This is a genomic window from Streptomyces violaceoruber (assembly GCF_033406955.1).
Lineage (GTDB): Bacteria > Actinomycetota > Actinomycetes > Streptomycetales > Streptomycetaceae > Streptomyces > Streptomyces violaceoruber.
The window spans coordinates 3,821,355-3,843,598 of sequence record NZ_CP137734.1 but is presented as its reverse complement, the minus strand read 5'-3'; the positions used below and the strand labels follow the sequence as shown (position 1 = coordinate 3,843,598).

Genomic DNA, 22,244 nt, shown 5'->3' with positions numbered 1-22,244 from the left:
CGGTGACCCGCGCGGTCCTCACAGGTCGCGCAGCAGCCGCCCGATCTCCATCTGCTCCGTCTCCAGCGGGTCGCCGTCCTCGACGTTCCACAGGCTGTTCTGGAGCACGCGGCCGAGGGACCAGGCGCGGGCCCGCTCCCGGTCGAGCCCGAGGACGTCGGTCATGGCGTCGAAACGCCACCTGGTCTCGCCCGGGTCGTAGCGGTTGTCCAGGGCGGGCAGCAGGTCGAACCCCGGGTCGCCGGCCAGCGGCTTGGGGTCGATGGCGATCCAGGGGGCGCGGTCCGCGGCGAGGACGTTCTCGTAGTGCAGGTCCCAGTGCAGCAGCCGGTCGCCCGGCTCGTCGACGACCTCCCGCACGGCGGCGGCGCAGTCGGCGACCAGCCGCCGGTCGGCCGGGTCGGGAATGCGCTCCAGGGTTCCGGGCGTCCGCTCCAGCATGCCGCGCGCGATGTCGCCGAGACGGCGCACGCCGGGTGGTGCGGGGGTCGCGGTGAGGTGCGCGAGGAGGCGGGCGATGACCAGGACGGCCTCGCGGGAGTCCGCGACGTGGCTGAGCATGCGGCCGGCGTCCAGACGCTCCAGGAGCATCGTGCCGGTGGCCGGGTCGTGGTCGAGCAGCCGCACCGCGCCGTCCCCGTCCCACACCCGCAGGGCGAGGGGCTCGCCCTCGGTCTCGGCGTCGAGGATCTGGAGCTTCAGCACGGCCCCGGTGCCGTCGCGGCGCGCGACCGGCAGGACCAGCGCCGCCCACCCGTGCATCGACGGCCCGTCGAGCCGCAGCTCCCACCGCTCCAGGAACCCGGCCGCCAGCGCGGGCAGCCCCTCGACGAAGGCCCGCCCGGCCGCCCCGTTGTACTTCGCCTGCGCGGTCGCGAGTCCCTCGGGCACATCGATCACAGCACCGGACGCTACCGGCGGGCGCCCGCGCGGTCACCCGGATTTCCGCTCACCTGACCGGCTCCGGCGCCGGACGTTCGGCCGGGGTGCCGTGCTTCGGCGCCTTGGCCGTCACCATCACCCCCGCGACCACGCCCGCCAGCAGCATGACCCCGGCCGCCACCCAGATGGCGACCGTGTAGCCGTGCACGATGCCCTCCCGCACGATCAGGTCCCGCTGCGCGGGGTCGGTCAGATGCGCGGCGATCCACGACGCGCTGGTGCTGGTCGCGATGGTGTTGAGCAGCGCCGTGCCGATCGAGCCGCCCACCTGCTGCGAGGTGTTGACCGTCGCCGAGGTCACGCCGGAGTCCTTCGGGGCGACCCCGGCGGTGGCCGTGGAGAACACCGGCATGAAGGTCAGACCCATGCCGAGGCCCATCAGGAGCAGCGCCGGGAGGATCTCGGCGACGTACTCCGAGTGCACGGTCATCCGCGTGAGGATCACCATGCCGCCGGAGGCGAGGAGCATCCCCGGGACCATCAGCATGCGCGGGCCCACGTGCGGCAGCAGCCGGGCCGAGATCTGGGTGGAGCCCACCACGATCGCGGCGGTCAGCGGCAGGAACGCCAAGCCGGTGCGCACGGGGGAGTAGCCGAGGATGACCTGGAGGTAGTAGGTCATGAACAGGAACAGCCCGAACATGCCGATGACCGCCAGCATCATCGTCAGGAAGCAGCCCGCGCGGTTGCGTTCCCGGATGACGTGCAGCGGCAGCAGGGGCGTCGGCGCCCGGGTCTGCCACCACACGAAGGCGGCCAGGAGGACCACGGCCAGGCCGAACAGGGCCAGCACCAGCGGGTCGGTCCAGCCGCGGGGCTGGGCCTCGCTGAAGCCGTAGACGAGGGCGACGAGACCGCCGCAGCCGAGGACCACGCCGGGCACGTCGAGCCGGGCGTCGGCGTGGCCGGGGCGGTCGTGCAGCAGGGCGAACGCGCCGATCACGGCGACGACGGCGATGGGGATGTTGACGTACAGGCACCAGCGCCAGTTCAGGTACTCGGTGAGCACGCCGCCGACGATGAAGCCGATCGCGGAGCCGCTGCCGGCCAGCGCGCCGTAGATGCCGAAGGCCTTGCCGCGTTCCCGAGGGTCGGTGAACGTGGTCGTCAGCAGGGACAGCGCGGACGGCGCGAGGACGGCGGCGAAGACGCCCTGGAGGGCGCGGGCGCCGAAGAGCATCGCCGAGGTGGTGGCGGCGCCGCCGATCGCGGAGGCGGCGGCGAAGCCGATCAGCCCGATGACGAAGGTGCGTTTGCGCCCCACCAGGTCCGCGACCCGCCCGCCGAGCAGCAGCAGGCCGCCGAAGGCGAGGGTGTAGGCGGTGATCACCCACTGGCGGTTGGCGTCGGACATGTCCAGGTCGCGCTGTGCCGAGGGCAGGGCGATGTTCACGATCGTCGCGTCGAGGACGACCATCAGCTGGGCCAGGGCGATCACCACCAGTGCCCACCAGCGATGCGCATCGGCCTCCGCGGGCGCGGCGGGTCCGCCTGTCCGACCTGTCCGGGAGCCACTCATTTCGCCAGAACACCACGATTCGGGACGGGTCGCATCCCGTTGCCCGAGCCGCCGGGCGGATCGGTGCGCCGGCCGCCGGTCATGGTTCGAGGACCACCTTCCCGGTGGTCCCCCGGTTTTCCAGGGCGCGGTGCGCGGCGGCGGCTTCGGCGAGCGGGAAGCGGTGCACGGCCGGCACGAGCCGGCCCTCGGCGGCCTCGGCGAGGGCGCGCAGTTCGAGGGTGCGTACGGGGTTGGCGCCGCCGGCCCGCTCCATCATGACCGGGCCGAGGACCTGCTGGGAGACGCCGTCGACGACGTACGGGGTGCCGTCGTGCAGGCCCTTGCCCGACCAGCCGAAGACCAGATGGCGGCCGCCGGGACCGAGCAGGGCGACCGCCTCGCGGGCGACGTCCCCGCCGACGCCGTCGAAGACGACCGTGGCCTCCCCGCCGCCCAGGTGGGCGCGGACCTTCGCCGGCCACTGGGGGTCCAGGTAGTCGACGGCGAGATCGGCGCCGTTCGCGGCGACGAGCGCGGTCTTGTCCGGACCGCCCGCGAGGCCGACCACCGTGGCGCCGGCGTTCTTCGCGTACTGCACCAGCAGCGTGCCGATGCCGCCCGCGGCGGCCGGGACCACGGCCACCGAGCCGGGCCCGAGGTCGGCGAACTGGAGGATGCCCATCGCCGTACGCCCCGTGCCGATCATGGCGACGGCCTCGGCGAAGTCCAGGTTCGCGGGAATCTCGTGGACGCGGGCGAGGTCCGTGACGGCGAGTGCGGCGTAGCCCCCCGGTGCGAAGCCGAGGTGGGCGACGACGCGCCTGCCCAGCCAGCTCTCCGGCGCGCCCTCCCCGAGGGCGTCGACGAGGCCGGCGACCTCGCGGCCGGGGATCGTGGGCAGCTCCGGAAGCGTGGGCGAGGGCCCCTGGACGCCCTCGCGCAGGGCGGTGTCCAGGAGATGGACGCCCGCCGCGCGGACGGCGACCCGGACCTGGCCGGGGCCGGGCGCCGGGTCCTCGACCTCCTCCAGGACGAGGTTTCCGGCCGGGCCGAAGGAGTGCAGTCGGATGGCGTGCATGGCGGACCCCCAGGGTGAGGAGCGGAGCTGTTCCCGGCCCACTCAACGACCTCAAGCCTGCTTGAGGTCAAGCTCGCGCCGCCCGAGGGCGAGGGATACCGCCGTCAGGGCGCTGTTGAAGGAGACCTCGGAGAGCAGACCGGGCGAGGCGACCTGGTCACCGGCGAGGTAGACGCCGTCGCCGCGGTCGACGGCCGGCCGGTCGCGCCAGGTGGTTCCGGGCAGGTCGACGGCGCCGGTACGGCCGTTCGCGACCGCCTCGCGCCGCCAGGTCAGCCGCTCGCGCCAGCCGGGGAAGCCCAGGTCGAGCAGGTGCTCGGCGCGTGCGGTGCCGTCCGCCTTCGACTCGTGCGGCGCGATGGGGATCTGCCCCTGGATCAGCTGCTCGCCCGCCGGCGCGAGCGTGCGGTCCTGCGCGGTGAACCGTTCGATCCACCCCGGCGCGTCCAGGTCGGAGACGGCGAAGGCGTCGCCGCGCCGGGTCCGTACGGCCAGGTCGACCAGGGTGGTGCGGCCGCTCGGCCAGGTCAGCGCGGGGTCGTCCAGCAGCCGGCGGGCCGCGTCGAGGGACGTGGCGACGATGACGGGGGCGTCGGTGGGCAGCGTGTCCACGCGGGACAGCGTCTCCATCCGCACCCCGAGGTTCCAGGCCAGGGCGGCCATCCGGTCCACCACCCCGGCCCAGCCGCCGCGCGGGTAGTGCGCCTCGGGCGGCAGCTTGGCGGCCCGGCGCAGCCGCTCCTGCACGAAGGCCGCGGACAGCGACCCCGGATCGTGGTGGAAGAGGGCGACCGCGCAGTAGTGGGCGGCGGCCCGGGCCCCCTCCTCACCCGCGATCCCGGTCGCCCAGGTCAGGAAGTCGACGTCGACCGGCGCCGGCCCCACCCCGCGGCGCAGCAGTTTCAGCATGGCGAACGGCGGGGTGCGGCGCAGCGCCCCCTTGTGCCGCAGCCGCAGCCGGGCCGCCTCCAGCGGCGGGATGGGCGCGAGCGGACCGATCAGGTCGCGCCGGCGCAGCCAGGCCCAGTGCGGGCCGCCGTTGTAGAGGGCGTGCGGGCCGTCATTGGTCCGGTAGGGGCCGTCGGCCGTCCGGGCCCGCCCGCCGAGCGTGTGGTGGGCCTCGTGGACGGTGACCTCGGCGCCCGCCTCGGCGGCGGTGATGGCCGCGGTCAGTCCGGCGAAGCCGCCGCCGATGACGGTGATGCGATGCATGGCTCGGGTTCTCCCTCGGTTCGGGGTCGCGGTCGGGTCGCCTGGCACGGCGCCTGTCTGCCCGTACGACGGCCGAGGGGGCGCCGGATGTGACATCCGGCCGGAAGAAGGGAGATTTCCGCAGGCCGGAGAGGGATGTCAGTGGCGGGGTGCAGCATGTCCCCATGGCGAGGAGAGCGGCGGGAACGGCGGGCGGGCGCGGCACGGCGACGGTACGGGCGGCGAGACGCCCGGAGCTGCGCCTGCCGCCGCTCACGCCGTACGAGGACGACGGCGGCCTGGAGCCGGACGGGGACTACGACGCGCTGGACTTCCGGGAGACGGACCTGACCGGTCAGGACGGCGCGGGCGCCCGTTTCATGGACTGCGCGCTGACCGGCTGCGCGCTGGACGAGGCGTCACTGCGCGCCGCCCGGCTGCTCGACACGCGCCTCACCGGCGTCCGGGGTGTCGGCACGAACCTCGCGGAGGCGACGCTGCGCGACGTGGAGCTGCTCGACGCCCGCCTCGGCGGCACCCAGCTGCACGGCGCCGTCCTGGAGCGGGTCCTGATCCGCGGCGGCAAGATCGACTATCTCAATCTGCGCCGGGCCCGCCTCAAGGACGTCGTCTTCGAGAGCTGCGTGCTGGTCGAGCCGGACTTCGGGGGCGCCCGTCTGGAGCGGGTCGAGTTCGTGGACTGCGCCCTGAAGCAGGCGGACCTCAGCGCGGCCACCCTCGTCGACGTCGACCTGCGCGGCGCCGCCCCACTGGACCTGTCCCGCGGCGTGGACCGCCTCTCGGGCGCGGTGATCAGCCCCACCCAACTCCTCGACCTGGCCCCGGTCCTGGCGGCGGAGCTGGGGGTGCGGGTGCTGGGGGAGGAGTAGCCCCGCGGGGCCTACGGGATCCGGGGGAAGCGGGCCTGGAGGGACCAGACGGCCGGGTTGTCCGCGAGGTCCTCGTGGAGGTCGGTGAGGTCGGCGAGCAGGTCGTGGAGGAAGTCCCGGGCCTCGCGGCGCAGTTCGGTGTGGGAGAAGGAGAGCGGGGGCTCGTCCGCCGGGAGCCACTCCGCCTCGATGTCGACCCAGCCGAAGCGGCGCTCGAAGAGCAGGCGGTCGGTGGACTCGGTGAAGTCCAGCTCCGCCCGCTGCGGCCGGGCCGCCCGGGAGCCCGCCGGGTCCCGGTCGACCTGCTCGACGATGTCGCACAGCGCCCAGGCGAAGTCGAGCACCGGCACCCATCCCCAGGCTGTGGACAGCTCCCGGTCCGCCTTGGTGTCGGCGAGATACACGTCCCCGCAGAACAGGTCGTGGCGCAGTGCGTGGACGTCCGCGCGCCGGTAGTCCGTCTGCGGCGGGTCCGGGAAGCGGGTGGAGAGGGCGTAGCCGATGTCGAGCACGCAGGTGATGGTGTCACGGACGGGGGCGCGGAGACGGACGGGTCCGCGCCCGCGAGCACGGCCGCGGGCCGTGACGGGGCCGACTGCGCCGCGAGTACCGGCTTTTCCACCCGCCCCCCGTCTCACCGGGCTCCAGAGGACCGGGCCGCAGAGGGCGGCCGAGTGGCCGGGGCCCGCCGGCGTCAGTCCGGTGCCGTGGCGCGGCGGACCGCGTCGCGGAGCAGGGCGCGGCGGCGTTCGTGCACGTCGTCGGGCTCGTCGGCGGTCGCCGCGTAGACGTTGCTGACCGGTGACCAGGCCATGGACATGGCGATGACGAGGGCCAGCACGTCGAACGGGTCCCCCGGCCGCACCCGGCCCGCCGCCTGCGCCTCGGCGACGGCCCGCAGCTTGGCGTCGTCGCGGCGGTCGGCGTCGTCGACCAGGTGCCCCGCCGGACGCCGCTCCAGCCGCGCCCAGGTGGCCAGCCGGATCAGGTCGGGGCGGCACAGGTACTCGTCGTAGAGGCGCACGGCCCAGTCCGCGAGATCGTCGGCGTCGATCGGCACGACGTTCACGATGCGGTCCAGCGAGCCGAAGAAGATCGCGTCGAACAGCCCGTCCTTGCTGCCGAAGTACGCGTAGAGCTGGGCCTTGTTGGTGCGGGCGGCGGCCACGATCCGCTCGACGCGCGCCCCGGCGATCCCGTGCTCGGCGAACTCCCGGGTCGCGACGTCCAGGATGCGCCGGTGGGTGGCGGCGCCGCGGGAGGTCAGGGGCTGGTCGGGGGTGCGGTCGGGCATCTCCGCAGAATATCCCACGCTCAAACAGAACAGTTGGTTTGCCTGCTGGCGCAGGGGCGCCTAGGCTCGCCCAAAAAATAGACCGAACAGTCTGTCTAAGAAGTCGGAGAGAGCCATGAGGACCACCGTGGGCTGGCAGGCGACCGGGCCGACGCTGCGCCGCGCACCGCTGGAACGGCGCGACCTGCGCCCCGACGACCTCGCCGTCCGGGTCGACTACTGCGGCGTCTGCCACACGGACCTGCACGCCGTCCGGGCCGGGGCCGCCGACGGCAGCGGCCCGCGGCCCCTCGTACCGGGGCACGAGTTCACGGGCGTGGTGACCGAGACCGGCACCGCCGTCACCCGCTTCCGGCCCGGAGACCCGGTCGCGGTCGGCAACATCGTCGACTCCTGCGGCACCTGCGCCATGTGCCGGATCGGCCAGGAGAACTTCTGCCACTCCTTCCCCACCCTGACCTACGGCGGCACCGACCGCCGCGACGGATCGACCACCCTCGGCGGCTACTCCCGTGAGTACGTGCTCGGCGAACGGTTCGCGTACGCCCTCCCGGCCGCTCTGGACCCGGCCGCCGCCGCCCCGCTCCTGTGCGCCGGGATCACCGTCTGGGAGCCCCTGCGCGCCCTCGGCGCCGGACCCGGCACCCGCGTCGCCGTGGCCGGTCTCGGCGGCCTCGGCCACCTCGCCGTGAAACTCGCGGTCGCGCTCGGCGCCGACACCTCGGTGATCAGCCGGTCGCCGGACAAGGCCGAGGACGCGCGCAGACTGGGCGCGCGTGAACTCGTCGTCTCGACGGACCCCGAGCGGTTGGCCGCCGCCCGCGAGCGGTTCGACATCGTCGTGGACACCGTCTCCGCCCCGCACGACCTCGGCGCCTACCTCCGCCTGGTCGCGCTGGACGGCACGCTCAGCCACCTCGGGCACCTCGGACCGGTCACCGTGGAGACCCTCGACCTGCTCATCGGCCGCAAGAAACTCAGCTCCGCGGGCAGCGGCGGCCGGAAGGGCACCGCCGAGATGCTGGCCTTCTGCGCCGAGCACGGCATCACCGCCGACATCGAACTCCTCCCCTCCGCCCGCGTGAACGAGGCCCTCGACCGCCTGGACCGGGGCGACGTCCGCCACCGCTTCGTCCTCGACCTCTCCGACCTCGACCACTCCGGACTCCCCGACCTCGGCCTCTCCGACCCCTCCGACCCCGACCTCCGCGGCCCGGATCGGTCCGGGCCGCAGGACCCGGCGGCCGGATAGGTTGCCGGGGTGATCCTCACCCCGCTCGCCCTCACCCCCGACCACGACATCCCGGGCCCCGTGCTCACCGAACTGACCGCCCTCTACGCCTCCCACCGCGCCTTCCACGCGCTCAGCGGCGACTTCCCCGACCCGGAGGACATCCGTCCGGAGCAGGTCGCGACCGCGCTCGCCGACGAACTGGCGCGGCCCGGCGCCGAGGTGCTGCTGGCCAGGGACGCGGGCCGGCTGGTCGGGGTCGCGGTGACGCTCGCCCGGCACCCCGACCCGTCCGACCCGGACCCCTGGATCGGGCTGCTGATGGTGGACGCGGGGCTGACCCGGCAGGGCCACGGCAGTCGGCTCGTCTCCCTCGTCGAGGACCGTTTCCGCGCCGCGGGCCGCACCGCCGTACGGCTCGCCGTCCTCGACGGCAACACCGACGCGCTCTCCTTCTGGACGGCCCTCGGCTACCGGGTCCTGGACCACCGCCGCGACCTCGGGGCCGAGCGCCCCTGCACCGTGCTGCGCAGGGAGTTGGCGAGCGACAAGCCGCGCACCCCGCGCCGCGCCGCCCGCGTCGCCGTGCTCGACCCCGAGGGCGCCGTCTTCCTCCTGCGCTACGACAACGTCGAGGTCGGCGTGCACTGGGCGATGCCCGGCGGCGGCCTGGAGGCGGATGAGAACCCCCGCGAGGGCGCCCTGCGCGAGGTGCGCGAGGAGACCGGCTGGACCGACCTGGAACCGGGCCCGCTGCTCTGCACCTGGGAACACGACTTCACCCACCTGAGCGTCGGCCCCGTCCGCCAGTACGAGCACATCTACGTCGCCCAGGGGCCCCGCCGGGAGCCCACCGGCCCCCACCTGGCCGCCGCGCACGCCGCGGACGGCATCCTCACCTGGCGCTGGTGGAGCCGGGCCGAACTCGCCGAGGCGCCCGAGCCGCTCTGGCCGCCGGACCTGGCCCTGCTGCTGGAGACGTTCGGGGGCCGCGAGGGGTGAGGCGGCGGTGGACGAGCGGGCGGCTCACGGCGCGTCCGGCCGGCCGTCCCCGCGCAGCCAGTCCGCCCAGATCTCCGAGAAGTCCTCGTCCGGCGCCGACCTCTCCACGTACGCCGTGAAGTCCTCGGTGTCCGCGTTGCCGTGGCGGTGGGCGGCGGCCCAGCCGTGCAGCAACTCCCGGAAGGCGTCGTCGCCGACCGTCTCGCGGATCTTGTGCAGGACCATCGCGCCCCGCTGGTAGACGGGGCTGTCGGAGATGTGCGCGGCGTCGGGCGGGTCCGCGGGCGGGAACGCCCAGATCGAGTCGTTCGCGTCCTCGTCGTCGTAGTACGTGCCGTCGTAGAGCGCCTCGAAGGTCTCCTGCGCGGTGTCGCCGTCGTGGTCCTCCTCCCACAGCCACTCCGCGTAGGTGGCGAAGCCCTCGTTGAGCCACATGTCCCGCCAGGTCTTCGGGCTGACGGAGTTCCCGTACCACTGGTGGGCGAGTTCGTGGACGAGCAGGACGGTGTCGGGGGTGCCGGGGAAGTAGGGCCGGTTCTGGGTCTCCAGGGCGTACCCGGCGTCCTCGTCGCGGTCGACGATCGCGCCGGTGGAGGAGAAGGGATAGGGGCCGAAGTTCTCCCCGGCCCAGTTCATGATCTCGGGGATCCGCTTCAGGACCTTCCGGCTCGCGTCGGCCTGCGTCGGGTCGACGGCCGTGTACACCGGCAGACCGTCGTCCGTGGTGGAACGGGCGGTCTCCCACTCACCGACGGCGACGGTGACGACATGGCTCGCCATCGGCTCGGCGGTGTGCCAGGTGAACGTCGTACGGCCGCCCCGGGTCCGCTCGTCCCGCAACTCGCCGTTGGAGACCACGCCGAGGCCCTCGGGCACGGTCATCGCGAGGTCGTACGTCGCCTTGTCGGAGGGGTGGTGGCTGCCGGGGAACCAGGCCATCGAGCCCGTCGGCTCGCCCAGCCCGACCGCGCCGTCGGCGGTGGGCAGCCAGCCCTCCTCGGAGTCGTCGGGATCGGTGATGGTCTCCGGCTCGCCGGAGTACCGGACGGTCACCCGGAACGTCTCCCCGTCGTTCAGCTCCTCGGCCGGGCGGACCGTCAGTTCCTGTCCGGCCCGGTTGAACCGGGCGTCCCGGCCCTCGACCGTGACCTCCTCCACGTCCAGGCCCTTGAGGTCGAGGTCGAAGGCCGACAGGTCGCGGGTCGCACGGGCGGTGATCGTCGCGGTGCCGGTGAGGTGCCCGGCGCCGGAGCCGGCATCGGCGTCGGGGGCGTAGTCCAGCCTCAGGTCGTAGTGACCGATGTCGTAGCCCCCGTTGCCCGCCTTGGGGAAGTACGGGTCGCGCACGCCCGAGCCGCCGGGAGTGCCCTCGACCGCGCCGCCGCCACTGCACGCCGCGAGGGCGACGACGGTGGCGGCGGCTACGAGCAGACGGGGGGTGCGCACCTCGTGATCCTATGGGGTGTTTCACGTGAAACGCCCGCCGGGAGCGGCTGTTGGGACCGGAGGCGGCGGGCCGGGCGGTACCTAGCGCAGCGCCGCCGCCCCGGCCCGGGCGAACTTCTCGTCCAGGGTGCCGGACGGGGCGCCCGCGACTCCGATACCGGCGATCGGCGCCTTGTCCGCGGTGACCGGGACGCCGCCGCCCAGGAACAGCGTGCCCGGGATGTCCTTCAGGTTCGGGGCGTTCTCCAGGCGGCCCTCCAGCTCGCTGGTCGGGGCGTTCCAGGAGACGGCCGTGTACGCCTTCTTCTCGGCCGACGCGTAGGACTGCGGACCGGCGCCGTCGCCGCGCATGGTGAGGATCGTGTTGCCGTTGCGGTCGACGACCGCGACCGTGATCCGCTGGCCCTCCTTCTTGGCGGCCTTCAGCGCGGCCTGCGCGGCCTCGGTGGCGGCGTCGATCGTCAGATGGGTGGAGGTGGTGGTGTCGCGCTTGCCGGCCGCGGCGGCCGGGGCGGCCGAGACCGCGGAGTCCTGGGCCGCTTCGGGGGCGGAGGCGTTCGCGGCCACCGTGCCGAAGGTGCCGGCGGCGACGGCGGCGAGCACGGCACCGCCGGTGGCGATGCGGGCACGGCGGGAGAGGGTCTTCTTCATGGCGGTCTGCTCCTGCGGGTGAGGCGGTCGGCTTCGTGCTCTCCACTCTCCGGCCCGCACCGGGGGCGCACGGTCGCCGTTCCGGTTGCTCGTGGGCGACGGAACGGGCGACGGAGGGGTCGTCCGATCGGTTGACCCGCGGGGCATCCAAAGAGGGCACCATGGGAGTGTTCGTGCAGCTCAGCGGTCTTCTGCGGCACGTTGTAAAACAGCGGAGCGGGCGCGACGGGCGAGAGGAGGCGGGTGCCGGATGCCGAAGCCGTACGACTCCTACGCCTCGAACACCTCGGGTGACACGGCCGACGCGGACCGCCGGTGGCTCGGCGCCGTGATGCACGTGGCGTTCTTCCTGCTGCTCGGCGGTGCCCTCGCCCGCTTCCTGCTGCGCCACCCCGGAGAGCCCCGCACCCCGTGGATCCTCGCGCTGTCCCTCACCCTCGCGGTGCTGCACCTGCTCGGGCCGGTCCTGAGCGGCCCCGGGCCGTCCGGTCCCGGCACCCCGGCCGCCCGGCGACGGCTGGTCCGGCTGGGCCTCGTGGTCGTGGTGTGGATGGTGCTCGTCGTCCTCGCACCCAGCTTCTCCTGGTGTGCGGTGCCCCTCTTCTACACCGGACTGCGCACTCTGCCCACCCGGGCGGCGCTGGTGCTGGTCACCGTCCTGACGGTGCTCGTCGTCGCCGCGCAGTTCCGTCTCGCCGGGGGGTTCGACCCCAACCTGCTGCTCGCCCCGCCCGCCGTCGCCGCGATCGCCGCGGCCGTGTTCCTGCACACCGAACGGCAGGCGGCCCGGCAGCGCGCCCTGATCGACGACCTGATCCGCACCCGCCGCGAACTCGCCGCCTCCGAACGCCGCGAGGGCACCCTCGCGGAGCGCCAGCGGCTGTCGATGGAGATCCACGACAGTCTCGCCCAGGGCCTGTCCAGCCAGCGGATGCTGCTTCAGGCCGCCGAGCGGGTCTGGGAGTCGGACCAGGACAAGGCCCGCGCCCATGTCCGGGGCGCCGCCTCCGTCGCCGAGCACAACCTGGCCGAGGCCCGCCGCTTCGTCCACGACCTGGCCCCGGCCGACCTCGCCCGCGGCGGCGGCCTGGAGGCGGCGCTGCGGGCCCTGGCCGCCCGGGAGTCCGGCGACCACCTCACCGTCCGCGTCCACGTCGACGACGGGACCCGCGTGCCGCCGCTGCCCGACCGCGTCCAGTCGGCCCTGCTGCGCATCGCCCAGGGCGCCCTGGCCAACGTCCGGGAGCACGCGGGCGCGTCCACCGCCGCGCTCAGCCTCACCCTCCTCGACGACGAGGTCGTCCTGGACGTCACCGACGACGGACACGGCTTCGACCCCGCCGGGCCGTCCGACGCCCCCGCCGGGACGCGCGGGCACGGGCTGCCGGCCATGCACGCCCGCCTGCGCCAGCTCGGCGGCACCCTGACCGTCGAGTCCGCGCCCGGCGAGGGCACCGCCCTGTCCGCCGCGATCCCCCTGGACCCGCCCCGAACCGACCCGGCAGATCCGGCCGGCCCGCAGGAGGCCCCCCGATGACCGACCCCGCCGCCCGCCGCCCGGCCTCCGCCCCCGTGCGCATCCTGGTCTGCGACGACCACGTCGTCGTACGCGCCGGGCTGCTCGCCCTGCTCGACAGCGCCCCCGGCATCGAGGTGGTCGGCGAGGCGGGCACCGGCGAGGAGGCGCTCGCGCTCGCCGCACGGCTGACGCCGGACGTCGTCCTGATGGACCTTCAGCTCGGTGCGGGCATCGACGGCGTGGAGACCACCCGCCGCCTCACGGCCGCCACCGGAGCCGAACCCGCCCGGACACCGCACGTCCTGGTCCTGACCACCTACGACACCGACGCCGACATCACCCGCGCCATCGAGGCGGGCGCGACCGGATACCTGTTGAAGGCCGAACGCCCCGAGGAGCTGTTCGCGGCCATCCACGCCGCCGCCCAGGGCCGTACGGCACTGTCCGGGCCGGTCGCCGGCCGGGTCATGGCCAACCTGCGCAAGCCGCGCCCCGCCCTCACCGACCGCGAGCGCGACATCCTGGCCCAGCTCGCCACCGGGCTCGGCAACCGGGAGATCGCCCGCGCCCTGTTCATCAGCGAGGCCACGGTGAAGACGCATCTGCGCCGCATCTACGACAAGCTCGGCGTCGACACCCGGGCCGGCGCGGTCGCCGTGGCCAAGGAGCAGCGCCTGCTGCCGTGACGCCCCGACCCGACCCGGTCCGCCCGTCCGACGGAACGCCGAAGGCCCCCCGGCCGGACGTCCGGGGGGCCTTCGTACGGAACCGACGGGCGGGTGAACCTCAGACGTTCACGCCGAAGTCCTGGGCGATGCCCGTCAGGCCCGAGGCGTAGCCCTGGCCGACGGCGCGGAACTTCCACTCGGCGCCGTTGCGGTACAGCTCGCCGAAGACCATGGCGGTCTCGGTGGCCGCGTCCTCGGACAGGTCGTAGCGGGCGATCTCGGCGCCGCCGGCCTGGTTGAGGATGCGGATGTAGGCGTTGCGCACCTGGCCGAAGTTCTGCGAGCGGTTCTCGGCGTCGTAGATCGAGACCGGGAAGACGATCTTCTCGATGTCGGCCGGCAGACCCGCCAGGTTGACGTTGATCGCCTCGTCGTCGCCGGCGCCCTCGCCGGTGCGGTTGTCACCGGTGTGGACGATCGTGTTGTCCGGCGTCTGCTTGTTGTTGAAGAAGACGAAGTGGGCGTCGGAGTAGACCTTGCCCTGCGTGTTGACCGCGATCGCGGAGGCGTCGAGGTCGAAGTCGGTGCCGGTGGTGGTGCGGACGTCCCAGCCGAGCCCCACGGTGACTTCGGTCAGGCCCGGAGCCTCCTTGGTGAGCGAGACGTTGCCACCCTTGGACAGGCTTACAGCCATTGTTGGGAGTCCCTTCCCTCGTTTACGTACGGCAAGAAAGCTACAGCTACCACCATGAACGTCGAGAGGGGTCCACAAGGTTCCGCCTCTCTTTACTTTCTTTACCAAGAGCGGGATCACGATATTCGAGTGACGCGGGCCGCCCGCGGACGGGAACATGGAGGGCATGTCCGGTCCCCATGTCATCCGCGGCTCCGTCTCCCTGCCCGAGGCCGAGCTGGTCTGGCGTTTCTCGCGCTCGTCGGGGCCCGGCGGGCAGCACGTCAACACCACGGACACGGCGGTGGAGCTGCGCTTCGACCTGGCGCGGACCGAGGCCCTGCCCGAGGTGTGGAAGCAGCGGGCACTGGAGCGGCTGGCCGGGCGCCTGTCCGACGGGGTCGTCACCGTCCGCGCCTCCGAGCACCGCTCCCAGTGGCGCAACCGGGAGACCGCCGCCGTCCGCCTGGCCGCCCTCCTCGCCGAGGCCACCGCGCCCCCGCCCCGGCCCCGCAGGCCGACCCGCATACCGCGCGGCATCAACGAACGCCGGCTGCGGGAGAAGAAGCAGCGCTCGGACACCAAGCGCGGGCGCTCCGCGCGGGGCTGGGACTGACCGGGAAGGACCCGCGTCTCAGTCCAGCTCCAGCACGCCGACCGTCTCCTCCTCGGACTTCTCCCCGTTCGGACGGAAGCCGAGGCCCAGGTAGAAGTTCTCGGGTCCGTGCTCGCCGGGGTGCCAGGTGACGAAGCACTCCGTGCCGCCGCGGCGCCGTATCTCGGCGGCCACCGCCCGCACGGCGAAGCGGCCGTATCCCCGGCCCTGCTCCTCCGCCGCGATGTTCAGCCGCCACAGGCCGGAGCGCAGCGCGCTGCCGTCGTCGTACCAGTCGACGCCGAAGAAGCCCATGAGGAAGCCGACCGGACGCTCGCCGTCGAGGATCAGGCGCGGCCAGGCCTTCCCGGGGTGGACGTAGGCCTCGGCGAGGGACTTCACCACCGGGTCGACGGCGAACTCCTGCTCGGGGCGCACCCGGATGGCGAGGGCGGCCTCGATGTTCGCGGGCGTGATCGGCTCCAGTCGGGGCCCGGTGCTGGTCGTCATGCGCGCACCCTATTAGGGCCTGTCCGGCGGCTCGGGTCGCGGGAAGGCGCTCAGCCCAGCTGCCGGTACCGGCCCCGGAAGTAGGTCAGCGGGCCGCCGTCCGCGCTCGGCAGGGTGGCGGTCAGGACCCGGCCGATCACCAGCGTGTGGTCGCCGGCCGGCACCCGCTGTTCGGTGCGGCACTCCAGGGTCGCCAGGGCGCCGCCGGCCAGGGGCGCCCCGGTCGCCTCCCCCCGCGCGTACGGGATGTCCGCGAACAGGAGGCGGTCGCTGACGCGGCCCTTCATCGCGAAGCGGCCCGCGATGTGCCGCTGGCTCTCGGAGAGGACCGACACGGCCCACAGGGGCTGTTCGTCCAGCAGGTCGTCCATGCGGGAGCCCTCGCGCAGGCTGACCAGGACCAGCGGCGGGTCCAGGGACACCGACATGAAGGCGGTGGCCGTCATCCCGACGTCCTCGCCGCGCGGCGCCAGCGGGTCGTCCGGGTCCAGCGGCGGCTCCTGCGCGGTCACCAGGACCACGCCCGAGGCCAGCCGGGACATGGCGGCACGGAACTCCTCGTTGCTCACCCCCTCAGCATGCCCGGAGGCGGGCGACGGCAACGGGGACGCGGGGGCCGCGAGGGACCCGGGATACGTGAGAGGCGGAGTATTCGGCACTCCGTCACGCTAATCTCCGGGGCGTGGGCCGGACATCGGGCCCCGGTCCGAACCGGGACCTAGGACCACCGGAGGAGGCGGGGGAGGAGACGTGTCCATACCCCACAAACTTTGCGTTCGGTAAAGGCGCGAGGAAGCCGCAGAAAGCCCGGAAACCCCACGCAATTGTTCATGTTTCGTTGTGACTTGAGTCACAAGGGGCGGTAATTGTTGACCCTGTGTACCGAGTGGGCAGCGCGCTGTGATTCAGTGGCGGGGAACCTGCAAGGGCACCATCAGTAAAGGCGCCGAAGAGAACCCTTGATTCACTGCGAGGTCTCGGGGGGAGGGCGAGCATGGAGACCGACTCGGAGCCCTATGTCCGCCTTGCGTCCCTGCGTCAGCTGCACCAGGCCATGGCCGACATGAACAAGGCCCGCAGCCTGGCCGACACCCTGCAGGCCGTCGCGGACGGCGTCGTCCAGGCCCTCAACTACGAGCTGGCGTGCGTCAACCTGGTCGGCCCCGACGGCGACCTCGTCGTCGCCGCCTTCGCGGGCAACCCGGCCGCCGAGGCGCTCATCACCGGCCGTTCGGGCTCCCGGGAGTCCTGGGACCGGCGCCTGGGCATGGGCGAGCAGTGGGGCGACCTGATCTTCATACCCCACACCGAGGGCTGGGTCCTCGACGACGACGACGTCCCGCAGTGGTACACCGACGGGCCCGCGCCCCGCTTCGAGGACGAGTGGCACCCCTCGGACCGGCTCTTCGCCCCGATGTACGCGCCGGGCCCCCAGGGCGGCGGCAACAGCGGCGAGCTGATCGGCGTCCTGTCCGTGGACCGGCCGCGCAACGGCCGCCGTCCCGGCGCCTGGGGCCGCGAGGCTTTGCAGATGTACGCGTTCCAGGCCGCCATCGCGATCAGCAACGCCCGGCTCCGCTCCAACATGCAGCGCGCCCTGGTCCGCCTGGAGCGCGACCAGCAGGCGCTCAGGGCCAGCGAGGAGAGCTTCCGGCAGGCCTTCGAGTACGCCCCCTCCGGCATGGCCATCGCCGAGATGGGCGGCGACCAGCACGGCCGCATCCTGCGCACCAACGACGCCCTGTGCCGGCTGCTGGGCCGCCGGGCCTCCTCGATGCGCCGCTACGCCTTCTCCGACCTCGTGCACCCCGAGGACATCGGCACCCTGCTGCGCACCTCCGCCGAGGGCGGCCGGGCCGAGCTGCGCCTGGGCCGCCGCGACGGCACCTACGTCTGGGTCTCGCTGCGCAACAGCGTCGTCGCCGACGCCGCCGACGGACCGCGCTTCCTGCTCACCCACGTCGAGGACATAGAGGAGCGCAAGCGGCGCGAGCTGCACCTCGCCCACCGCGCCTCCCACGACTCCCTGACCGGCCTGCCGAACAGCGCCGAGCTGCGCTCCCGGCTGGCCGCCCGGCTCTGCCAGCGCCCGCAGTCGTCGCACGCGGTGGCCGACGCCATGGACGCCGCCTACGGGAACTCCGCCGTGTTCGACTCCGGCGGCCACACCTTCGACTTCTCCGTCGCCGCCGAGCCGTACGGCGCCTTCGACCACCACGTGCACGCCGTGGCCCCCGAGGACGGGCGCGACGACGGCACCAAGGGGCTCGCGGTCCTCTTCTGCGACCTGGACGGCTTCAAGTCGATCAACGACCGGTTCGGGCACAACGCGGGCGACGCCGTCCTCATCGAGGTCGCCCGGCGGCTCAGCGGCGGCGTCCGCGACGGCGACACCGTGGCCCGGCTCGGCGGCGACGAGTTCGTGATCCTCGCCAACGGGCTCGGCCGGGCCGACGCCCAGGACCTCGCCGTACGGCTGCGGGGCGAGATCATCCAGCCGATCCGGGCCGAGGGCCGGGCCGTCCGCGTGGGCGCCAGCTTCGGCATCGGCTGGGCCCACTGCGGCATGACGGCGGACGAGGTGCTCAAGTCCGCCGACGAACGGATGTACGTCGAGAAACGATCTCGTCCCAAACAGCACCGCCGCGCCGGATGATCACCAGGTCAGCACGTTGATGCGGTCCGAGTCACCCGTTTGGGTCAGTGGAAGCGGGTAGGCTCGCTTTCTCACCCACCCGTACCGCACCACGCACGCATCTGGTTAGGAGACCTAGGGATGACGCCCGGCAACAACGGCGCGAGCACGCCCGAGGACGACGACCCCTTCGGCTACCTCTACGCCGACGGGCAGGCCAACGGGGCCCAGCCGCCGTCCGGTGGCTACGGCTACCCGAACTCCGTCAACCGGGTGCGTCCCGTCGGCACACGGCAGTACGGGGCACCGCAGGGCCAGGGCGCCCAGACCGCCGCCTACGGCCAGGCCGCCCCGCCCCAGCAGGGCGCCTACGGCCAGCCGCAGGGTGCGTACGGGCAGCCGAACGCGCACTACGCCGCGCCGGAGACCTTCCCCGGCGGCGGCGGTCCCGGGGGCCCGCAGCAGTCGTCGGGGCGCGGCGGGGGCGGCGGACGCCGCGGCCCGAACACCAAGGGCCTGCTGATCGGCGCGGTGGCGGTCGTCGCCGCCGTGGTCATCGGCATCGCCGTGGCCATGACGAGCAGCGGCTCCGACGACGACAAGGGCGGCAACGAGGCGGGCGGCGACCCGGCCCCCAGCCAGTCCGCGAGCACCGAGCCCAGCCCGTCGGCGAGCGAGGGCGCCGAGGACGAGGTGGAGCTGCCCACGACCGACGCGAAGGCCCTGCGGCTGTCGCCCGGCATGGGGACCGCCTCCGACTTCGAGGGCGCGGAGTCCGACGGCGGCGTCTACGTCACGGGCTTCAACCAGGTCGGCGCGAAGGTCACCTGGACCGTCGACGGCATCGAGAAGGCCGGCGGCTACCGGCTGAACGTGCGCTACGGCATCCCGGGCAAGGACGCCGACGCGACCCTGGTCATCAACGGCAAGGCCTCCGCTCGCCCGCTGAACATGAAGAACTTCGGCGGCACGCCCGAGGGCGACTGGGAAAAGGGCTGGCAGACCACCTGGGCCAACGTGAACCTGGCCAAGGGCACCAACACGATCGAGCTGGCGTGCAACGACGGCAACAAGTGCGACCTCGTCCTCGACAAGCTCTCGCTCTCGTCCGAGTGACCGGTCGGCCCGCGTAACCGCACCCGGGGCCCGCACCCGGGTGCCCGCACTCAGGCCGCGCCCGCCTCCGCCGTCACCGCGACGCCGTGCCCGAGCAGCTCCTCGTACGCCGTCCGGTCGAACTCGCCCGCCACCGGCGCCAGCACCGTCGCCGCCGACAGGGCGACCGCCCGGGCCAGCCGGTCCGGCCAGGGCAGGTGCTCCACCAGGCCGGAGAGCAGGCCGGCGACCGCGGAGTCGCCCGCTCCGGTCGGGTTGCCGCGCACGTGGGCCGGCGGGGCGGCACGCCAGCGGCCCTCCGGGGTCACCGCGAGCAGCCCCTCGGGGCCGAGCGAGGCGATGACCGAGCGGGCACCGCGGCGCCGGGCGGCCTGCGCGGCCCGCTGCGGCTCGTGCGAGCCGGTCAGCTCGGCCAGTTCGTCGGCGTTCGGCTTGATCAGGTCCGGGCGGGCGGCCAGCCCCCGGCGCAGCGGCTCCCCGCTGGTGTCCAGGAGCACCGGTACGCCCGCGGCCCGCGCGACCCGCACCAGCCCGGCGTAGGCGCCCACCGGGACGCCCGGCGGCAGGCTGCCGCACAGCGCCACCGCGGCCACGCCGGCCAGCAGGTCCTCGTACGCCTCCTGGAAGGCGTTCCACTCGGCGGGCGCCACGGCCGGGCCCGGCTCGTTGAGCTGGGTGGTGTCGCCGGTGCGCTCGTCGACCACGGCGATGGTGCGCCGCGTCGCCCCCGCGACCGGGACCAGTGCGTCGGTCACCCCGGGGACGCAGGTCAGCCCCTCGCGCACGACGCCCCCGGTGGTGCCGCCCGCGAAGCCGGTGACCGTGACGTCGTGGCCGAGGGCCGCCAGCACGCGGGCCACGTTCAGCCCCTTGCCGCCGGGCCGCTCGGTCACCTCGGTCACCCGGTGCGAGGCGTGCGGCCTCAAGGCCGGCACGCGGTAGGTGATGTCGAGCGCGGTGTTGAGAGTGACGGTGAGGATCACCGTGCCGACCTCCCCCGATCGTCTGCGGCTGGGTGTGCCCGCGGAGCCGTGCTCCACGACACGATCATGCCAAACGGGAGGCGGTCGGCCCAGCCCCCGGCCCCGGAGCGGACTCGGCCGGATCAGCCCAGGTGGGGATCGACCACCCATTCGCCCCGGCGCATCACGCCCACCAGGTCGAAGGCGTCGTCCAGGACGACCAGGTCGGCGTCCTTGCCGGGCTCCAGCGAGCCGATCCGGTCGTCGAGACCGAGGAGCCGCGCCGGGTTGGCGGAGATCGCGGCGACGACGTCCCCGACGGGCAGCCGGTCCACCGTCACCGCCCGCTTGAAGGCGCGGTCCAGGGTGAGCGTGGAGCCCGCGATCGAGCCGCCCTCCACCAGCCGGGCCACGCCGTCCGCGACCTCGACCTCCAGCGGGCCGAGCAGGTAGTGGCCGTCGCCGAAGCCCGCCGCGTCCATCGCGTCGGTGATGAAGGCGACCCGGTCGGCACCCGCGTGGTGGAAGGCCAGCTGGAGCGCGGCCGGATGCAGGTGCGTGCCGTCGTTGATCAGCTCGACGGTGATCCGCTCGTCCTCGAGGAGCGCCGTGATCGGACCCGGCGCACGGTGACCGACCGGCGGCATCGCGTTGAAGAGGTGCGTGGCGACGGTGGCGCCCGCGTCGATGGCCTGCACGGTCTGCTCGTACGTCGCGTCGGTGTGCCCGACGGCCGCGATCACGCCGTGCTCGACCAGCAGCCGTACGGAGTCCAGGCCGCCCGGCAGCTCGGTCGCCAGCGTCATCATCTTCGCGTGCCCGTGCGCCGCGTCGACCAGCTTGCGCACCTCGGCCGGGTCCGGGTCGCGCAGCAGCTGCTCGTCGTGCGCGCCCTTGCGGCACGGCGAGATGAACGGCCCCTCGAAGTGGATGCCAACGATGTCGCCCTGCTGCGCCAGCTCGGCGAGCATCCCGGCGTGCCGGGCCAGGAAGTCCAGATCGCCGGTGACGGCGGAGGCGACCACCGTGGTGGTGCCGTGCCGGCGGTGGGTCTCGACGCCGGCCAGGATCTCCTCGGCGGTGCCGCCGGCGAAGGAGGCTCCGCCGCCGCCGTGGTTGTGGATGTCGACGAAGCCGGGGACCACCCAGTGGCCCGCCAGGTCGACGGTCTCGGCCTGCGGGGGAGCCGTGTCCGCGATCCGCGCGCCGTCGACGATCACGCGGCCGTCGTCCACGGTCCCGGTGGGCAGTACCACCCGGGCACCGGCGAGAACCTTGCTTGGGGCCATCAGGTGGTTACCTCCGGGGGAGTCGCGGCCGTGGCGGCCGTGGAAGCTGTGGAAGACGGAGCAGACGGAGCAGCGGTGTCGAGCAGGTCCCAGGCCATCAGCCCGGCACCCAGGCAACCGGCGGTGTCCCCGAGTGCGGCGGGGACGATCTCCGGCAGTTTCTGGAAGGTGACGCGCCGCCGGACCGCGTCCCGCAGCGGTGTGAACAAGGTTTCCCCCGCCTCGGCGAGGCCGCCACCGATGATCAGCACGCGTGGGTCCAGCAGGGTGAGCGCGGTGACCAGCCCGTCGGCGAGCGCGTCCACGGCGTCCTGCCACACGGCGAGCGCGCGGGCGTCCCCCGACTCGACGGCCTTGGCGCAGTCGGCCGCGTCCGCCCCGGGGTCGCCGCAGGCCTGGGCCCACGCCTGGCTGACCGCGGACGCGGAGGCGAAGCGCTCCAGGCAGCCGCGCTGACCGCACGGACAGGCGATGCCGCCGGGGCGCACGACGACGTGGCCGATCTCGCCCGCGAAGCCGTGGGCGCCCGCCTCGACCCGGCCGTCGATGCCGATGGCGCCCGCGATCCCGGTGCCCAGCGGCACGAACAGGAACCGGTCGGCGCCCCGGCCGGCCCCGATCCGGCCCTCGGCGAGACCGCCGGTGCGCACGTCGTGGCCGAGGGCGACCGGAATGGAGCCGAGCCGTTCGCCGAGCAGCGTCCGCAGCGGCACGTCGCGCCAGCCGAGGTTGGCCGCGTACACGGCGACGCCGCGCTCGGCGTCGACGATGCCGGGGACGGCGACGCCGGCGGCGCGGGCCGGCTCGCCGAACCGGTCCGCGCCGTAGGCGCGCAGCTCGGCGGCGAAGTCCAGGATGCCCGCGACGACCGCCTCGGGTCCCCGCTCGCGGCCGGTCGCCCGGCGCGCCTGGTGCAGCAGCTCGCCCCCAGGCCCCGCCAGGGCGGCCTTCATCCCGGTGCCGCCCACATCGAGGGCGATGACATGTCTCACGGGGACAGTGTGGCCCGTACACCCGGGAGAGGTCTAGTCCACTGCGGTGGTGTAGACCT

The 22,244-nt window shown here is 73.9% G+C and carries 22 protein-coding genes; 8 read left to right on the top strand and 14 right to left on the bottom strand.

Annotation, left to right across the window (positions count from 1 at the left end; all coding sequences use genetic code 11):
- Nucleotides 1–18: 18 nt before the first annotated feature.
- The 4 genes from R2E43_RS17075 to R2E43_RS17060 form a co-directional block, all read right to left on the bottom strand.
- Nucleotides 19–900 (bottom strand): aminoglycoside phosphotransferase family protein, encoded by an 882-nt coding sequence (locus R2E43_RS17075; RefSeq protein ID WP_332056330.1) that lies wholly within the window; start codon nt 898–900, stop codon nt 19–21.
- A 49-nt stretch (nt 901–949) separates the two neighbouring features.
- Nucleotides 950–2,461, bottom strand: coding sequence for an MFS transporter (locus tag R2E43_RS17070; protein ID WP_011029543.1), 1,512 nt, complete (start codon nt 2,459–2,461; stop codon nt 950–952).
- 79 nt (nt 2,462–2,540) lie between these two features.
- The gene (locus tag R2E43_RS17065) at nt 2,541–3,521 is read right to left on the bottom strand and encodes a zinc-binding dehydrogenase (RefSeq protein WP_003974709.1); all 981 of its coding nucleotides are present in this window, start codon (nt 3,519–3,521) and stop codon (nt 2,541–2,543) included.
- Nucleotides 3,522–3,572: 51 nt separating this feature from the next.
- A complete protein-coding gene (locus R2E43_RS17060) occupies nt 3,573–4,733 on the bottom strand; it encodes an NAD(P)-binding protein (RefSeq protein ID WP_030867080.1) in 1,161 nt (386 codons plus the stop codon).
- Nucleotides 4,734–4,897: 164 nt separating this feature from the next.
- On the opposite strand from R2E43_RS17060, the gene R2E43_RS17055 reads away from it, so the two are divergent.
- A complete protein-coding gene (locus R2E43_RS17055) occupies nt 4,898–5,602 on the top strand; it encodes a pentapeptide repeat-containing protein (RefSeq protein WP_332056329.1) in 705 nt (234 codons plus the stop codon).
- Between the two features lie 11 nt (nt 5,603–5,613).
- Here R2E43_RS17055 and R2E43_RS17050 read toward each other — a convergent pair whose 3' ends face one another.
- Nucleotides 5,614–6,114, bottom strand: coding sequence for a hypothetical protein (locus tag R2E43_RS17050; protein ID WP_003974706.1), 501 nt, complete (start codon nt 6,112–6,114; stop codon nt 5,614–5,616).
- A 182-nt stretch (nt 6,115–6,296) separates the two neighbouring features.
- Entirely contained in the window at nt 6,297–6,896 is a 600-nt protein-coding gene (locus tag R2E43_RS17045) for a TetR family transcriptional regulator (RefSeq protein ID WP_011029545.1), read from the bottom strand.
- 115 nt (nt 6,897–7,011) lie between these two features.
- On the opposite strand from R2E43_RS17045, the gene R2E43_RS17040 reads away from it, so the two are divergent.
- On the top strand, nt 7,012–8,148 hold the full coding sequence (locus R2E43_RS17040) for an NAD(P)-dependent alcohol dehydrogenase (RefSeq protein ID WP_003974704.1): 1,137 nt from the start codon (nt 7,012–7,014) through the stop codon (nt 8,146–8,148).
- Nucleotides 8,149–8,157: 9 nt separating this feature from the next.
- Nucleotides 8,158–9,129, top strand: a complete 972-nt coding sequence (locus tag R2E43_RS17035) for a GNAT family N-acetyltransferase (RefSeq protein WP_003974703.1) — start codon at nt 8,158–8,160, stop codon at nt 9,127–9,129.
- Nucleotides 9,130–9,153: 24 nt separating this feature from the next.
- On the opposite strand, the gene R2E43_RS17030 is transcribed toward R2E43_RS17035, so the two are convergent.
- Entirely contained in the window at nt 9,154–10,575 is a 1,422-nt protein-coding gene (locus tag R2E43_RS17030) for a M1 family metallopeptidase (protein WP_191849979.1), read from the bottom strand.
- 81 nt (nt 10,576–10,656) lie between these two features.
- On the bottom strand, nt 10,657–11,226 hold the full coding sequence (locus R2E43_RS17025; protein ID WP_003974701.1) for a GlcG/HbpS family heme-binding protein: 570 nt from the start codon (nt 11,224–11,226) through the stop codon (nt 10,657–10,659).
- A gap of 250 nt (nt 11,227–11,476) precedes the next feature.
- Between R2E43_RS17025 and R2E43_RS17020 the strand changes: the two genes are divergently transcribed.
- Both R2E43_RS17020 and R2E43_RS17015 read left to right on the top strand, forming a co-directional pair.
- Nucleotides 11,477–12,763 carry a sensor histidine kinase gene (locus tag R2E43_RS17020; protein WP_011029547.1) on the top strand — a complete coding sequence of 429 codons (1,287 nt, stop codon included), beginning with the start codon at nt 11,477–11,479 and terminating at the stop codon, nt 12,761–12,763.
- Entirely contained in the window at nt 12,760–13,431 is a 672-nt protein-coding gene (locus R2E43_RS17015) for a response regulator (RefSeq protein WP_011029548.1), read from the top strand. The genes R2E43_RS17020 and R2E43_RS17015 overlap by 4 nt, the downstream gene beginning before the upstream one ends.
- A 100-nt stretch (nt 13,432–13,531) precedes the next feature.
- On the opposite strand, the gene R2E43_RS17010 is transcribed toward R2E43_RS17015, so the two are convergent.
- Nucleotides 13,532–14,107, bottom strand: coding sequence for a TerD family protein (locus tag R2E43_RS17010; RefSeq protein WP_003974698.1), 576 nt, complete (start codon nt 14,105–14,107; stop codon nt 13,532–13,534).
- A 157-nt stretch (nt 14,108–14,264) separates the two neighbouring features.
- On the opposite strand from R2E43_RS17010, the gene arfB reads away from it, so the two are divergent.
- The gene (gene arfB, locus R2E43_RS17005; protein ID WP_003974697.1) at nt 14,265–14,702 is read left to right on the top strand and encodes an alternative ribosome rescue aminoacyl-tRNA hydrolase ArfB; all 438 of its coding nucleotides are present in this window, start codon (nt 14,265–14,267) and stop codon (nt 14,700–14,702) included.
- A gap of 18 nt (nt 14,703–14,720) precedes the next feature.
- On the opposite strand, the gene R2E43_RS17000 is transcribed toward arfB, so the two are convergent.
- Nucleotides 14,721–15,191 (bottom strand): GNAT family N-acetyltransferase, encoded by a 471-nt coding sequence (locus tag R2E43_RS17000; protein WP_011029549.1) that lies wholly within the window; start codon nt 15,189–15,191, stop codon nt 14,721–14,723.
- A 50-nt stretch (nt 15,192–15,241) separates the two neighbouring features.
- Nucleotides 15,242–15,850 (bottom strand): flavin reductase family protein, encoded by a 609-nt coding sequence (locus R2E43_RS16995; RefSeq protein WP_093456648.1) that lies wholly within the window; start codon nt 15,848–15,850, stop codon nt 15,242–15,244.
- 335 nt (nt 15,851–16,185) lie between these two features.
- On the opposite strand from R2E43_RS16995, the gene cdgB reads away from it, so the two are divergent.
- Both cdgB and R2E43_RS16985 read left to right on the top strand, forming a co-directional pair.
- Nucleotides 16,186–17,847: a diguanylate cyclase CdgB gene (gene cdgB / locus R2E43_RS16990; protein WP_016326851.1), complete on the top strand. Its 1,662-nt coding sequence runs from the start codon at nt 16,186–16,188 to the stop codon at nt 17,845–17,847.
- A 120-nt stretch (nt 17,848–17,967) separates the two neighbouring features.
- Nucleotides 17,968–18,942, top strand: coding sequence for a CBM35 domain-containing protein (locus R2E43_RS16985; RefSeq protein ID WP_003974693.1), 975 nt, complete (start codon nt 17,968–17,970; stop codon nt 18,940–18,942).
- 50 nt (nt 18,943–18,992) lie between these two features.
- Here R2E43_RS16985 and R2E43_RS16980 read toward each other — a convergent pair whose 3' ends face one another.
- From R2E43_RS16980 to R2E43_RS16970, 3 genes are all read right to left on the bottom strand, one after another.
- Nucleotides 18,993–19,925 (bottom strand): 1-phosphofructokinase family hexose kinase, encoded by a 933-nt coding sequence (locus R2E43_RS16980; RefSeq protein ID WP_332057121.1) that lies wholly within the window; start codon nt 19,923–19,925, stop codon nt 18,993–18,995.
- Between the two features lie 122 nt (nt 19,926–20,047).
- Nucleotides 20,048–21,193 carry an N-acetylglucosamine-6-phosphate deacetylase gene (nagA, locus tag R2E43_RS16975; protein WP_003974690.1) on the bottom strand — a complete coding sequence of 382 codons (1,146 nt, stop codon included), beginning with the start codon at nt 21,191–21,193 and terminating at the stop codon, nt 20,048–20,050.
- Nucleotides 21,193–22,185 carry an ROK family protein gene (locus R2E43_RS16970; protein WP_078653174.1) on the bottom strand — a complete coding sequence of 331 codons (993 nt, stop codon included), beginning with the start codon at nt 22,183–22,185 and terminating at the stop codon, nt 21,193–21,195. The genes nagA and R2E43_RS16970 overlap by 1 nt, the downstream gene beginning before the upstream one ends.
- Between the last annotated feature and the right edge of the window lie 59 nt (nt 22,186–22,244).